Origin of the sequence: Streptomyces flaveolus, assembly GCF_000716535.1 — a bacterium.
GTDB classification, from domain to species: domain Bacteria; phylum Actinomycetota; class Actinomycetes; order Streptomycetales; family Streptomycetaceae; genus Streptomyces; species Streptomyces flaveolus_A.
The window spans coordinates 24,631-39,615 of sequence record NZ_JNWV01000047.1 but is presented as its reverse complement, the minus strand read 5'-3'; the positions used below and the strand labels follow the sequence as shown (position 1 = coordinate 39,615).

The 14,985-nt window shown below is 71.7% G+C and carries 11 protein-coding genes; 9 read left to right on the top strand and 2 right to left on the bottom strand.

The features are described from left to right. Positions 1-22: 22 nt before the first annotated feature. On the bottom strand, positions 23-712 hold the full coding sequence (locus OO52_RS39365) for a DUF1707 SHOCT-like domain-containing protein (RefSeq protein WP_030655569.1): 690 nt from the start codon (positions 710-712) through the stop codon (positions 23-25). Positions 713-857: 145 nt separating this feature from the next. Here OO52_RS39365 and OO52_RS39360 point away from each other — a divergent pair, with 145 nt between their 5' ends. From OO52_RS39360 to OO52_RS39345, 4 genes are all read left to right on the top strand, one after another. Next, positions 858-2,525, top strand: coding sequence for a fumarate hydratase (locus OO52_RS39360; protein ID WP_030655566.1), 1,668 nt, complete (start codon positions 858-860; stop codon positions 2,523-2,525). A 344-nt stretch (positions 2,526-2,869) separates the two neighbouring features. Further along, on the top strand, positions 2,870-4,255 hold the full coding sequence (locus OO52_RS39355; RefSeq protein ID WP_030655564.1) for a class II fumarate hydratase: 1,386 nt from the start codon (positions 2,870-2,872) through the stop codon (positions 4,253-4,255). Between the two features lie 83 nt (positions 4,256-4,338). Next, entirely contained in the window at positions 4,339-5,028 is a 690-nt protein-coding gene (gene fomD, locus OO52_RS39350; protein WP_030939804.1) for a cytidylyl-2-hydroxypropylphosphonate hydrolase, read from the top strand. Between the two features lie 325 nt (positions 5,029-5,353). Next, complete coding sequence (locus tag OO52_RS39345) at positions 5,354-7,477, top strand: SpoIIE family protein phosphatase (protein ID WP_030655561.1); 2,124 nt, start codon at positions 5,354-5,356, stop codon at positions 7,475-7,477. Between the two features lie 78 nt (positions 7,478-7,555). Here the strand turns inward: OO52_RS39345 and OO52_RS39340 are convergent, their stop codons facing one another. Continuing rightward, the gene (locus OO52_RS39340; RefSeq protein WP_030655558.1) at positions 7,556-9,895 is read right to left on the bottom strand and encodes a transglycosylase domain-containing protein; all 2,340 of its coding nucleotides are present in this window, start codon (positions 9,893-9,895) and stop codon (positions 7,556-7,558) included. A 257-nt stretch (positions 9,896-10,152) separates the two neighbouring features. Here OO52_RS39340 and OO52_RS39335 point away from each other — a divergent pair, with 257 nt between their 5' ends. From OO52_RS39335 to OO52_RS39315, 5 genes are all read left to right on the top strand, one after another. Then, complete coding sequence (locus OO52_RS39335) at positions 10,153-11,046, top strand: SPFH domain-containing protein (protein ID WP_106972146.1); 894 nt, start codon at positions 10,153-10,155, stop codon at positions 11,044-11,046. Continuing rightward, positions 11,043-11,288, top strand: a complete 246-nt coding sequence (locus OO52_RS39330; protein WP_030655551.1) for a hypothetical protein — start codon at positions 11,043-11,045, stop codon at positions 11,286-11,288. Before OO52_RS39335 ends, OO52_RS39330 begins: the two co-directional genes overlap by 4 nt. A gap of 93 nt (positions 11,289-11,381) precedes the next feature. Next, complete coding sequence (locus OO52_RS39325; protein WP_030655549.1) at positions 11,382-11,909, top strand: PadR family transcriptional regulator; 528 nt, start codon at positions 11,382-11,384, stop codon at positions 11,907-11,909. Further along, a complete protein-coding gene (locus tag OO52_RS39320) occupies positions 11,906-12,595 on the top strand; it encodes an ABC transporter ATP-binding protein (protein ID WP_030655546.1) in 690 nt (229 codons plus the stop codon). Before OO52_RS39325 ends, OO52_RS39320 begins: the two co-directional genes overlap by 4 nt. Continuing rightward, positions 12,592-14,925, top strand: a complete 2,334-nt coding sequence (locus OO52_RS39315) for an ABC transporter permease (protein WP_030655544.1) — start codon at positions 12,592-12,594, stop codon at positions 14,923-14,925. Before OO52_RS39320 ends, OO52_RS39315 begins: the two co-directional genes overlap by 4 nt. Positions 14,926-14,985 lie beyond the last annotated feature (60 nt).

Sequence of the window (14,985 nt, the reverse complement as noted above, 5' to 3'; positions counted from 1 at the left end):
GCGTCGCTCACGCCCCCCGGCGTCAGTGCCCCAGGTGTTTGCGCAGCTTGCGGTCCACCTTGTCGTGGACGCGTTCCAGGATGTCCGCCACGAGCTTGCCCCTCTTGGGCCGCGCCTCGACGTTGCCGAGGACGGCCCAGCCGTCGACGTAGACCACCGGTGCCGCGGAGTCGACCGAGTCCAGCGGGCTCACCTCGAAGTTGCCGAGTACGCCGCCGCCGGTGCCGCGCAGCGAGATGTTCTCCGGGACGCGGATCTGGACGTCGCCGAAGACGGAGACCGCCTTGATGACCACCTGCTGGTACTCGAAGATCGCCTCGCTGAGGTCGATCTCCACGCTGCCGAAGACCGCGTAGGCGTGCAGCCGGCGTCCGGCCCGCCAGCGGCCGCGGCGCATGGCGCTGCTGAACACCGCCACCACGTTCGCGTCGGCCTCCACCGGGATCGCGCCCGGGGTGGGCCGGGGCGGCACCGGCGTGTAGGCGGGGGCGGTGGGGCGCTGGTGGGCGGCGGGCAGGTCCCGGATGAAGACCTCCAACTCACCCACCGTCTTGGCGTGCAGCACCCCGTCCACGCGCTCGGCGTGCTCGTCGGCGGTCAGCCGGCCCTCGGCCAGGGCCTCGCGGAGGATGTCGGCGATCCGGTCGCGGTCGGCGTCGGAGGCGCGCAGCTCGGTGGCGGGTGTGGGTGCGGTCTGCTTCTGAAGGTCCACGACGGCAGCGTACCCAAACACGATAGATCGCGACACCCCTGACTGAGCCTTACCTCACAGGTTCGCCGTCGGCGGCAGGTTCTACGCTGAGGAGGCCCGCCAGCGTCGGCGGGCGGCCGTCCGTCAGAGTGAGGAATGGGCTGAGATGCCTGAGTTCGAGTACACCGATCTGCTCCCCCAGGGCGAGGACACCACCCCGTACCGGTTGGTGACCTCCGAGGGCGTCTCCACGGTCGAGGGGCCCGACGGGCGGACGTTCCTCAAGGTGGAGCCGGAGGCGCTGCGCAAGCTGGCCGAGGAGGCCATCCACGACATCCAGCACTACCTGCGCCCGGCCCACCTCGCCCAGCTCCGCCGGATCATCGACGACCCGGAGGCGTCGAGCAACGACAAGTTCGTCGCGCTCGACCTGCTGAAGAACGCGAACATCGCGGCGGCCGGCGTGCTGCCCATGTGCCAGGACACCGGCACGGCGATCGTCATGGGCAAGCGCGGCCAGAACGTGCTCACGGCCGGCGAGGACGAGAAGCACCTGTCCCACGGCATCTACGACGCCTACACCAAGCTGAACCTGCGCTACTCGCAGATGGCTCCGCTCACCATGTGGGAGGAGAAGAACACCGGCTCCAACCTGCCGGCCCAGATCGAGCTGTACGCCACCGACGGCGGCGCCTACAAGTTCCTGTTCATGGCGAAGGGCGGCGGCAGCGCCAACAAGTCCTTCCTGTACCAGGAGACGAAGGCCGTCCTGAACGAGGCCTCCATGATGAAGTTCCTGGAGGAGAAGATCCGCTCGCTGGGTACGGCCGCCTGCCCGCCGTACCACCTGGCGATCGTCGTCGGCGGCACCAGCGCCGAGTACGCGCTGAAGACCGCGAAGTACGCCTCCGCGCACTACCTGGACAACATGCCGGCCGAGGGCTCGCCGCTGGGCCACGGCTTCCGGGACAAGGAGCTGGAGGAGAAGGTCTTCGAGCTGACCCAGAAGATCGGTATCGGCGCGCAGTTCGGCGGCAAGTACTTCTGCCACGACGTCCGCGTGGTCCGTCTGCCCCGGCACGGCGCGTCCTGCCCGGTCGCCATCGCCGTCTCCTGCTCCGCCGACCGCCAGGCGGTCGCGAAGATCACCGCCGAGGGCGTCTTCCTGGAGCAGCTCGAGACCGACCCGGCGCGCTTCCTGCCGGACACCACGGACGAGCACCTGGAAGAGGGCGACGTCGTCAAGATCGACCTCAACCAGCCGATGGACACGATCCTCGCCGAGCTGACCAGGTACCCGGTCAAGACGCGGCTGTCGCTGACCGGTCCGCTGGTCGTGGCCCGGGACATCGCGCACGCCAAGATCAAGGAGCGGCTGGACGCGGGCGAGGAGATGCCGCAGTACCTGAAGGACCACCCGGTGTACTACGCCGGCCCGGCGAAGACGCCCGAGGGCTACGCGTCCGGTTCCTTCGGCCCGACCACCGCCGGCCGCATGGACTCCTACGTGGAGCAGTTCCAGGCGGCGGGCGGCTCCAAGGTGATGCTCGCCAAGGGCAACCGCAGCAAGCAGGTCACCGACGCGTGCGCCGCCCACGGCGGTTTCTACCTCGGCTCCATCGGCGGCCCGGCCGCCCGTCTCGCCCAGGACTGCATCAAGAAGGTGGAGGTCCTGGAGTACGAGGAGCTGGGCATGGAGGCGGTCTGGAAGATCGAGGTCGAGGACTTCCCGGCGTTCATCGTGGTGGACGACAAGGGGAACGACTTCTTCACCGACCCGGCCCCGCAGCCGACGTTCACGTCGATCCCCGTGCGCGGACCTGGTCTGGCGTAACGGCTCAGGTGGCGGCGGGGACGGATTCCGCCCCCGCCGCCCCTGCCCGCCACGTCCCCAGGGGGCCCCGCCTCCTGGACACCCGCCGATCGGCGGCCCGAAACCGGCCCCGGGCCGCTCGGCTTGGCATGCGGCTGTACCGCCGGACGAACAAACGGACCAACTTTCCGGTGGGGGGTCCCGGTCTGGCCTGAGCCACTCCCGCCGTCGCCCCCGGGGCCGGTCCCGGACCGGGGCGAGGGACCACGGCGGCGGGAGCGGGTGGTGACGCACGATCAGCGGACCGACCACCCGTGCGGCCCAGTCCCCGGAACATTCCGGTCCCCGCGACCGCTGTACCGTGCATGAGCGAATACCGCATCGAACATGACTCCATGGGCGAGGTCCGGGTCCCGGCCCATGCCAAGTGGCGGGCGCAGACGCAGCGTGCCGTGGAGAACTTCCCGGTCTCCGGACAGCGCATCGAGCGGGCGCACATCGAGGCGCTGGCCCGCATCAAGGCGGCGGCGGCGAAGGTGAACGCCGAGCTGGGCGTGCTGGACAAGGAGGTCGCGGAGGCGATCCAGGACGCGGCCGGCGAGGTGGCCGCGGGGAAGTGGGACGAGCACTTCCCGGTGGACGTGTTCCAGACGGGCTCGGGCACCTCGTCCAACATGAACACCAACGAGGTCATCGCGACGCTGGCGACCGAGCGGCTCGGCCGGGACGTGCATCCCAACGACCACGTGAACGCCTCGCAGTCGTCCAACGACGTCTTCCCGTCGTCCATCCACATCGCGGCCACCGCGGCCGTCACCCATGACCTGATCCCCGCCCTGGAGCACCTCGCCGCCTCCCTGGAGCGCAAGTCCGAGGAGTTCGCGGACGTGGTGAAGTCGGGGCGCACGCACCTGATGGACGCCACGCCGGTGACGCTCGGGCAGGAGTTCGGCGGGTACGCGGCCCAGGTGCGGTACGGCGTCGAGCGGCTCAGGGCCTCCCTCCCGCGCCTCGCCGAGCTCCCGCTGGGCGGCACGGCCGTCGGCACCGGCATCAACACCCCGCCCGGGTTCTCCGCCGCCGTCATCGAGGAGGTCGCCCGGGTCACCGGGCTGCCGCTGACCGAGGCCCGCGACCACTTCGAGGCGCAGGGCGCCCGGGACGGCATCGTGGAGACCAGCGGGCAGCTGCGGACCATCGCGGTCGGCCTGACGAAGATCGCCAACGATCTGCGCTGGATGTCCTCCGGGCCGCGCACCGGTCTCGCCGAGATCCGGCTGCCCGACCTCCAGCCCGGCTCCTCGATCATGCCGGGCAAGGTCAACCCGGTGGTCCCGGAGGCCGTGCTGATGGTCGCCGCGCAGGTCGTCGGGAACGACGCCACCATCGCCACCGCGGGCGCCGCCGGCAACTTCGAACTGAACGTCATGCTCCCGGTCATCGCCAAGAACGTGCTGGAGTCGGTCCGGCTGCTCGCCAACGTCTCGCGGCTGCTGGCCGACCGGACCGTCGACGGCATCACCGCCGACCGCGAACGCGCCCGTGAGTACGCCGAGTCGTCCCCGTCGGTGGTGACCCCGCTGAACAAGTACATCGGCTACGAGGAGGCCGCGAAGGTCGCCAAGAAGTCCCTCGCCGAGCGCAAGACGATCCGCCAAGTCGTCCTGGAGAGCGGGTACGTGGAGCGCGGCGACCTGACACTGGAACAGCTCGACGAGGCGCTGGATGTCCTGCGGATGACGCGCCCGTAACCGGGAGCGAACCATTCCGGCCACCCGGGGCCGCCGTGACCCGCGCCGCAGCGTCGCATGCCCGTGGCACCTAATATCTGTGCATGACGGACGACGGAGCGATGACACGAGTGGCGGCGGGACCGGCGACCTACTGGACCCCGGGGACGCACATCCTGTGGCGCTACCGGGCCAACGGCGGCGACCAGTACCACATCGCCCGGCCCGTCACCGTCGTACGCGACGACGCGGACCTGCTGGCGGTGTGGCTGGCCCCCGGCACCGAGTGCGTGAAGCCGGTCCTGGCCGACGGCACGCCCGTGCACCTGGAGCCGCTGGAGTCCCGGTACACCAAGCCGCGCACGGTCCAGCGGGACCGCTGGTTCGGCACGGGCGTGCTGAAGCTGGCCCAGCCCGGCCGGCCCTGGTCGGTGTGGCTGTTCTGGGAGCCGGGCTGGCGGTTCAAGAACTGGTACGTGAACCTGGAGCAGCCGCTGGCCCGATGGGCGGGCGGGGTGGACTCCGAGGACCACTTCCTGGACATCTCCGTGCACCCGGACCGGAGTTGGCACTGGCGCGACGAGGACGAGTTCGCGCAGGCCCAGCGGGACGGGCTGATGGACGCGGCGACCGCCGAGCAGGTGCGGGCGGCCGGCCGGGAGGCGGTGGAGGTGATCCGCGCGTGGGGTCCGCCGTTCACGGACGGCTGGCCGCGCTGGCGCCCGGACCCGACCTGGACGGTACCCTCCCTCCCCGAGGACTGGGACCGCACACCCGCGCGCGTATCCTCATGAGACCCTTGATGCGCCCCCAGGCAAGAAACGTAGGATCGTCCTCCGCAAGGGCGTAGAAGAACAACTGCTGGGGCATGCGCCGGGCTTGACCGATCGTCACCGAGGGGCGGCAGGACGTGAGCGAGGGGTACCAGGGCACCACCACGAGGGCACGCGGCGACCGGGCCGCCGGCCGCGCGGATCTCGCCACCGGCACAGCGACCGCCTGCGACCCGGCCGGAATTCCGTTCCTGGGGCACGTATTGCGGGTATCGGGACTTCGGCGGGACCAACTGCGCGCCCGGCGCACCCGGCGCACAGCCCCGGACGGATGGATGCGACACGCGTGACGGAGCAGCCCACCTCCTTCGAACGCCCCCAGCCGGGCGTCGACCCCGCGGAGGCCCGCGGGGCGCTCCTGCGTACCCAGCAGCAGTCCCAGAAGTCTCCGACGCAGCTCGGCAACCCGGCCTTACCCGTACAGGCCCGGGCCGACGGAACACCGTCCGGACCGGGCACCGCCACACCCTGTGGCAAGGGCAGGGAGCCCGCAGCCGGCCAGGGGAAGGAGCCCTCAGTCAACGGCCCCGAGCACGCCCAGCCCGCCGGCACCGAACCCGACGCCCACCGCCCGCGCCCCGCGCCGGAGGCCATCCCGGCACAGCCCGGCGCCGAGCCGGAACGGTCGCCGGGCGGTCAGGAGCGCCGCACCGGGCAGGGTCTGCCACCGGGGCGGCCGATGCCCATGCGGCGCGACGGGGACCGGCTCAGGTTCGTGGGCGCGGCCACCCGGCGGATCGCCCGCGGGCTCGACCTCGACGAGATCGTCATGGGGCTGTGCCGGGCCACCGTGCCGACGTTCTCCGACGCGATCCTGGTCTACCTGCGCGAGCCGCTGCCGGTCGGCGACGAGCGGCCCAGCGGGCCGGTGGTGCTGCGGCTGCGCCGCACCGACCGGATACCTCAGGAGCGGGACACCGACGGGGTGCTGCTGCCGCCGGCGTTCGAGCCGGAGCCGGAGCCGTCCGTGCTGTCGGGCCTGTCGGCGCTCACCACCGAGCTGTGCGAGGTGCGGCCGGGCGGCGCGCTGAACGAGGTGCTGCGCGGGGTGCGCCCGGTGTTCGCCGACGCGCCCGCCGCCCGGGACGCGCTGCCCGAGCTGCTCGGCGAGGGCGGTGAGGCGGTCGTACCGGGCGAGCGGCACGCGATCCTCGCGCCGCTGCGCGGCCGGCGCCGGGTGATCGGCGCGGCCCTCTTCCTGCGCCGCCCGGACCGGCTCGCGTTCGAGGCGGACGATCTGCTGGTGGCCGCGCAGCTCGCCACGCACAGCGCGCTCGGCATCGACAAGGCGGTGCTGTACGGCCGCGAGGCCTACATCGCCGACGAGTTGCAGCGCACCATGCTGCCCGAGACCCTGCCCCGGCCGACCGGCGTCCGGCTGGCCTCCCGCTATCTGCCGGCTGCGGAGACCGCGCGGGTCGGCGGCGACTGGTACGACGCGATCCCGCTGCCCGGCAGCCGGGTGGCGCTGGTCGTCGGCGATGTGATGGGTCACTCGATGACCTCGGCGGCGATCATGGGCCAGCTGCGCACCACCGCGCAGACGCTGGCCGGGCTCGACCTGCCGCCGCAGGAGGTGCTCCACCACCTGGACGAGCAGGCGCAGCGCCTGGGCACCGACCGCATGGCGACCTGCCTGTACGCGGTCTACGACCCGGTGACGCACCGCATCACGATCGCCAACGCCGGCCATCCGCCGCCCGTGCTGCTGCACCTGGGCGGGCGGGCCGAGGTGCTGCGGGTGCCGTCGGGCGCGCCGATCGGTGTCGGCGGGGTCGACTTCGAGGCGGTGGAGCTGGAGGCGCCCGCCGGAGGCACCCTGCTGCTGTACACCGACGGCCTGGTGGAGTCCCGGCTGCGGGACGTGTGGACCGGTATAGAGCAGCTGCGGGAGAAGCTGGCCGCCACCGCGCGGCTGACAGGCCCGGACCATCCGCCGCCGCTGGAAGCGCTGTGCGACGAGGTGCTCGACATGCTCGGCCCGGGCGACCGGGACGACGACATCGCGCTGCTCGCCGCCCGCTTCGACGGGATCGCGCCGAGCGATGTCGCCTACTGGACCCTGGAGCCGGAGGACTCCGCCCCGGGCCAGGCCCGCCGGCTGGCCCGGCGCGCGCTCGCCCGCTGGGACCTGGAGGACCTGTCGGACTCGGTGGAGCTGCTGGTCAGCGAGGTCGTCACGAACGCCGTGCGGTACGCGTCGCGGCCCGTGACGCTGCGGCTGCTGCGCACGGACGTGCTGCGCTGCGAGGTCGGCGACGACGTGCCGCAGCTTCCGCGCCTGCGGCAGGCGCGGGCCACGGACGAGGGCGGACGCGGCCTGTACCTGGTCAACAGGCTGGCCCGGCGCTGGGGCGCGACCCGGCTGAGCACCGGCAAGGTGGTGTGGTTCGAGCTGAACCGCGGCTGAACGGCCGCCGGACCCGCGGCATGCGAAAGGGCGCCCGGTGGGACCGGGCGCCCTTCGCTGTCGTGTCCCGTCGTCGGGCTACGGCACGTTCTCCGGGTCGAGCGGGTTCTCCGGGCTGATCGAAGTCGTCGGCGGCCGGCTCGTCGGGGTCTGGGTCGGGGTCTGGGTGGGCGTCTGGCTGGGGGTCTGGGTCGGCGTCTGCGAGGGCGTCTGGGTCGGCGACTCGGACGTCGGCGGAGCGCTGGTCGGCGTCTGGGTCGGCGTCTGGGTCGGGGTGTGCGTCCAGGTCGGCGTCTCGGTCGGCTCGACGGCCGCGCCCTGCGTGGTGTTCAGGTCGAACTTCGCCCTGTCCGTGACGCCGAAGGTGTACGTGGCCCAGATCTGCGCCGGGTAGCCGCCGCCGTTGATCCGGCCGGGCGGCGGGAGCAGGCCGGTCGCGCCCTTCATGGAGACGTGGGCCTTGGTCTTCGGGTCCTCGCCGAACAGGCCGACGGAGGTGACCAGGTCGGGGGTGTAGCCGGTGAACCAGGCCGACTTGTTCTCGTCGGAGGTACCGGTCTTGCCCGCCACCTGCTGGCCGTCGCGCAGCGGGTTGTTCGCCACGGACTGCTTGGCCGTGCCGTCGTCGACCACGCCGGTGAGCACGGAGGTGACCGTGTCGGCGGCCGTACGGCTGATCACCGAGCCGCCGACCGGGTTCGGCATGTCGACCGTACGGCCCTTGTTCTCCGCCGACTTGATGATCGTCGGGGTCACCTTGTAGCCGTGGTTGGCGAAGGTGGCGTAGATCCCGGCCATCTCCAGGGGGCTGGCGCCCATGGAGCCGAGGGTCTGGGCGGGCACGGCCTGCATGCCCTTGGTGTTCATGCCGAGCTTGCCCGCCGTGCTCATGACCTTGTCCATGCCGACGTCGACGCCCATCTGCGCGAAGACGGAGTTGACGGACTTGTTCATCGCCTGCTGGACGGTGATCTTGTCGTAGTCGACGTCGTCCTCGTTCGGCGGGGCGAAGCCGACCTTGGTTCCGTGGTCCACGACCTGGCGGCGGCTGGTGCCGTCGTAGACGGTGCTCGCGGTGATCGGCTTGCCGTCCTGGGTGGTGGCGTTCTGCTCCAGGGCGGCGGCGAGGATGACCGGCTTGAACGTGGACGCCGGCTGGTAGTCCGGGCGGGTCGCGTTGTCGAAGTAGTGCTTGTAGTAGTCCTGGCCGCCGTAGAGCGCGACGATCCGGCCCGTCTTGGGGTCGACCGAGACGGCTCCGGCCTGGATGGCGCCGTCGACCTTGCGCTTCTTCGGGTCGAGCTTGCCGGTCAGCTGGGTCTTGACGGCCTTCTCCAGCGCGGCCTGCTTCTTCCGGTCGATGTTGAGGGTGATGGTCCAGCCCTTGTCGACGACGGCGTTCTCCGCCTGGGACTGGGTCAGGCCCTCCTGCGCCATGAGCTGCCGCTCGAGCTGCTGGTTGGCGAGTTCGACCAGGTAGCCCTTCTGCCCGCCGAGGCCAGGGGCGCCCTTGGGCTCCTTCGGGTACGGGAAGTGCAGGGCGTCCCGGTCGCTCTTGGAGAGCCAGCCCTCCTCGACCATGTTGTCCAGGACGTAGTTCCAGCGCTGCGTGACCAGCCGCTTGCCGGTCTTGGTCGCGACGGCCCAGTCGTACTGGCTCGGCGCCTGGAGCAGGGCGGCGAGGTAGGCGCCCTGCGCGACGTCGAGGTCCTCGGCGTCGACGCCGTAGTAGGCCTGGGCGGCGGCCTGGATGCCGTAGGCGTTGCGGCCGTAGTAGCTGGTGTTGATGTAGCCGGCGAGGATGTCGTCCTTGGACTTCTCGCGGTCCACCTTGAGGGAGATGACCAGCTCCTTCAGCTTGCGCGTGACGGTCTGGTCCTGGTTCAGGTAGTAGTTCTTGACGTACTGCTGGGTGATCGTGGAGCCGCCCTGCTTGCCCTTGCCGGACAGCGTGTTGATCAGGCCGCGGGCGGTACCGCGCAGGTCGACGCCGGAGTCGTGGTAGAAGCTCTTGTTCTCGGCGGCGACGAAGGTGAGCTGGACCTTGCGCGGCACCTTCGACAGGTCGACGATCTCGCGGTTGACCTCGCCCTTGCGGGCCAGAATCGTTCCGTCACTGAACTTGTAGACGTTGCTCTGCTGCTGGGCGGCGGCGTTGCCCTGGGGGACGTCCACGTACAGGTACAGGCCGATGAAGCCCAGGATGCCGAGCAGGCACACGCCGAAGAACGTTCCGAGGATCTTCTTCCAGCCGAAGATCCGGCGTATGAGGCTCTTGGCGGGCTTGCCGGACGCGGGCCTGCCGCCGGACGCGCCGGGCGCGGTGCCCGCCGGGGGCGCGGGCGCGGAGCGGCGGCGCTTGGGCGCCGCGCGGTGGCCGCCGCGCTGTCGCGCTCGTCTCTCTTCCGCTCGTCCCATGGGTCCCTACGCTCGCTTCCGTCTCGGGGTCAGCTCCGAAAGCTAACACCCCTCTATATGACAAAGGGCGTCCGATCCGTTCTTTTACGGACGTGACAATCAGCACCCGCCCCACCGGAACCGACGGCTGTCACTGGTCCAGGGTTGCTCGGGGGCTTAAAGTGTTATCACTTAGCTAGAACGGAGCTAGGTACTACGACAACCGGGGGTCCCCTGTGTCCATATCCGAGCCGGCCGCCACCGCCGACGTCCCCGAGATGCCCGCGCCACGGGTGCGGGAGTTCACCGCCCACAGCATCGGCGGCGGACTCGCCCTGCTGCTCGGCCTGATCGGGCTCGGCGCCGCCGTCGCGCTGTTCGCGGCCTCCGGGGCGGCTCCTTCCGGCGGCGCCCAGGGCGGGCTCGTCGCCGCCGGCGTCGCCGTCCTGCTGGCGTCCGTCATCGCGATGCGCGGCCTGAACACGGTCGCGCCGGGCGAGGCCCGCGTCGTCCAGCTCTTCGGGCGCTACCGGGGCACGATCCGGCAGGACGGCCTGCGCTGGGTGAACCCCTTCACCTCCCGGACCCGGATCTCCACCCGGGTGCGCAACCACGAGACCGCCGTGCTGAAGGTCAACGACGCCTACGGCAACCCCATCGAGCTGGCCGCGGTCGTGGTGTGGAAGGTCCAGGACACCGCGCAGGCCACCTTCGAGGTGGACGACTTCGCCGAGTTCGTCGCCACGCAGACCGAGACGGCCGTGCGGCACATCGCCATCGAGTACCCGTACGACGCCCATGACGAGGACGGCCTGTCGCTGCGCGGCAACGCCGAGGAGATCACCGAGAAGCTGGCCGTCGAGCTGCAGGCGCGGGTGGAGGCGGCCGGGGTGCGGATCATCGAGTCCCGCTTCACACATCTCGCGTACGCTCCCGAGATCGCCTCGGCGATGCTCCAGCGGCAGCAGGCGGGGGCGGTCGTCGCGGCCCGCCGGCAGATCGTGGACGGCGCGGTCGGGATGGTCGAGGCGGCACTGGCCCGGATCGCGGACGCGGACATCGTGGAACTGGACGAGGAGCGGAAGGCGGCGATGGTGTCGAACCTGATGGTGGTGCTGTGCGGCGACCGGGCCCCGCAGCCGGTCCTCAACACAGGAACGCTCTACCAGTGACGGACCCGTTGACGGACCCTTCGCAGCCGCCGAAGCGCCGGCCGCAGCAGCGCAAGCAGGTGCTGCTGCGGCTGGACCCGCTGGTGTACGAGGCGCTGGCCCGGTGGGCCGGGGACGAGCTGCGGTCGGCGAACGCGCAGATCGAGTTCCTGCTGCGGCGCGCCCTCGCGGAGGCGGGGCGGCTGCCGAAGGACACCGGACCGCTGCCGCGACGGGGCCGGCCGCCTGTATCGGAACCGTGACAATCGGCCCCCACCTGCGGGGCCGTACCGCCCGCCATGATCCCTGCACGGCGTGTATACATGCCGCGTATACACCGTGTGTAGAGTGCTGCCATGTCCATCGGTCACACCCTTTTGGGGCTCCTGGAGTCCGGCCCGCGCCACGGCTACGACCTCAAGCGGGCCTTCGACGAGAAGTTCGGTCACGACCGGCCGCTGCACTACGGCCAGGTCTACTCCACGATGTCCCGGCTGCTGAAGCACGGCCTCGTGGAAGTCGACGGGATCGAGGCCGGCGGCGGCCCCGAGCGCAAGCGGTACGCCATCACCGACGCCGGCGTCACCGACGTCGAGCGCTGGCTCGCCACCCCGGAGAAGCCGGAGGAGTACCTCCAGTCGACCCTCTACACCAAGGTCGTCCTCGCCCTCCTCACCCACCGCGACGCGACCGACGTCCTCGACACCCAGCGGGCCGAACACCTGCGCAGCATGCGGATCCTGACCGACCGCAAGCGCAAGGGCGACCTCGCGGACCAGCTGATCTGCGACCACGCCCTGTTCCACCTGGAGGCCGACCTGCGCTGGCTGGAGCTGACGGCCGCGCGCCTCGACAAGCTCCGCGCGGAGGTGGCGGCCAAGTGACTCCACCGCCCGGCTCCCTGCTCGCCGCCGAGAACCTGCGCAAGTCCTACGGCCCCACGGTCGCCCTCGACGGCGCGGAGTTCTCCATCCACCCCGGCGAGGTCGTCGCCGTCATGGGCCCCTCCGGCTCCGGCAAGTCCACCCTGCTGCACTGTCTGGCCGGCATCGTGCCGCCCGACTCCGGCTCCATCACCTACGACGGCCGCGAACTGGCCGGCATGAGCGACGCCGGGCGCAGCGCCCTGCGGCGCAGCGAGTTCGGCTTCGTCTTCCAGTTCGGGCAGCTCGTCCCGGAGCTGACCTGCGTGGAGAACGTGGCGCTGCCGCTGCGCCTGAACGGCACGTCCCGCAAGGAGGCCGAGCGGGCCGCGCTGACCTGGATGGAACGCCTGGAGGTGGACGACCTCAAGGGCAAGCGGCCCGGCGAGGTCTCCGGCGGCCAGGGCCAGCGGGTCGCGGTGGCGCGGGCGCTGGTCACCGGGCCCCGGGTGCTGTTCGCCGACGAGCCGACCGGCGCGCTCGACTCCCTCAACGGCGAACGCGTGATGGAGCTGCTGACCGACGCGGCCCGCTCCACCAACGCCGCCGTGGTCCTGGTCACGCACGAGGCCCGGGTGGCCGCCTACTCCGACCGCGAGATCGTCGTACGCGACGGCAGGTCCCGCGACATGGAGCGGGCGATATGAACGTCCGGCAGTGGTGCAGAGACCTGGGCATGGGGGCCCGGTTCGCCGTCACCGGCGGCCGCGAGGGCTGGATCCGGATGCTGCTGACGGCGGTCGGCGTCGGCCTGGGTGTGGCCCTGCTGCTGCTGACGACGGCGCTGCCCAACGTCCTGACGGCCCGGCACCAGCGCGAAGAGGCCCGCCAGGACCTCACCTACGGCGCGGCCGTGCCGCCCAGGGGCGAGAACACCGTGCTGGTCGGCACGACCGACACCGAGTGGCACTCCAAGGACATCCGGGGCCGGCTGCTGGAACCCGAGGGCGCGCGGGCGCCGCTCCCGCCCGGTGTCGACCGTTTCCCGGCGAAGGGCGAGATGGTGGTCTCGCCCGCGCTGAAGGAACTGCTCTCCTCGGACGGGGCGAAGCTCCTGCGCGAGCGGCTTCCGTTCCGGATCACCGGCACGATCGGCGAGCCCGGGCTGATCGGCTCGCACGAGCTGGCCTACTACGCCGGTGCCGAGGGTCTGAAGGTGACCAAGAGCAATTACCGGGTGGTGCGGCTGACCGCGTTCGGCGATCCGCACCCGACGACCGAGCGGGCCGACCCGGTGCTCATCCTGATGACGCTCGTCGTGTTCGTCGCCCTGCTGACGCCGGTCGCCGTCTTCATCGCCGCGGCCGTGCGGTTCGGCGGCGAGCGGCGCGACCGCAGGCTGGCCGCGCTGCGGCTGGTCGGCTCCGACAGCCGGATGACCCGCCGGATCGCGGCGGGCGAGGCGCTGGCCGGGTCGCTGCTCGGACTGGCCGTCGGCGCGGTGTTCTTCCTGATCGGACGACAGGCCGCGGGATCGGTCGAGGTCAGGGGGGAAAGCTTCTTCCCCAGCTACCTCGATCCCTCCCCCGCGCTGGTCGCGCTGGTCGCGGTGGCGGTCCCGGCGGCCGCGGTGCTGGTGACCCTGCTCGCGATGCGCGGGGTGGTCGTGGAACCGCTGGGCGTGGTGCGCACGGCCAAGCAGGCCCGGCGGCGCCTGTGGTGGCGGCTGCTGCTGCCGCTGGCGGGCCTCGCGATGCTGTACCCGATGATCGGCAACGGCCGCGCCCACGGCGACTTCAACCAGTACCTGGTCACCGGTGGCGTGCTGCTGCTCCTGGTCGGCGTCACCGCGCTGCTGCCCTGGCTGGTGGAGGCGTTCGTCGCCCGGCTCGGCGCGGGCGCGGTCTCCTGGCAACTGGCCGTACGACGGCTTCAGTTGAGCAGCGGTACGGCCGCCCGCATGGTCAACGGCATCGCGGTGGCGGTCGCCGGGGCGATCGCGCTGCAGATGCTGTTCTCGGGCGTGGAGGGCCAGTACACCAAGGACACCGGCCGCGACCCGAACCGGGCGTCGATGGAGATCGACCTGTCGGACCGGTCCCGGCTGCCGGTGGCAGCCCGCGAGTTCGCCCACACCAAGGGCGTACGGGCGTCGATGGCCATCTCCTCCGGCGGGCTCGGCGACAAGCGCCGCGACCCCGGCGCCACGGCGAGCCTCACCGTCGGCGACTGTGCCGCGCTGCGCGAACTGGCCCAGCTGCCGTCCTGCCGGGACGGTGACGTCTTCGCCCTTCCCGGCGCGGACGACGACGCCGCCGTGCGGGCCCTCATGCGGCCCGGCCGGCACGGCTTCATCGACGCCACCTACACGGGCAGCGACCGCGGGCGGGAGATCCCCTGGACGGTGCCGGCCGCTCTGCGGCAGGTGACCGCCCGCAAGGACGCGCTCCGGTCGGACGTCAACGGTCTGCTGCTGACCCCGGCCGCGCTGCCCGCCGGAGCCGGGTCGACGCTGTACCACCAGGTCTACGTCCGCCTCGACCTGTCGGTGCCGCACGCGGACGAGTACGTGCGGAACACGGCCGCGCGGGTGGACCGCCTGGCCAGTGCCTGGCGCTGGGCGGCGACCGAACAGTCCAACAAATACGCCTCGTTGCGCACCGGCCTGTTCATCGGCGCGGTCTGCGTGCTGGCGCTGATCGGGGCGAGCCTGCTGGTCTCCCAGCTCGAGCAGTTGCGCGAGCGGCGCAAGCTGCTGTCGTCGCTGCTCGCCTTCGGCACCCGGCGCCGCACGCTCGGCCTGTCGGTGCTGTGGCAGACGGCCGTGCCGATCACGCTCGGTCTGCTGCTGGCCGCGGCGGTGGGTCTGACCCTCGGTACGGTCCTGCTGAAGTTGGCGGCGACCCCGGTCTCCGTCGACTGGGCGAGCGTGCTGTCCCTGACCGGTGCCGGCGCGGCGGTGGTCCTCGCGGTCACGGTGCTGAGCCTGCCGCCGCTGGTACGGATGATGCGGCCGGAGGGGCTGCGTACGGAGTGAGTCCGCCGTCGGCCGGCCGCGGCGCCGTCGTGGCCGGCCGCGCAGCTCCCCGCGCTCCTG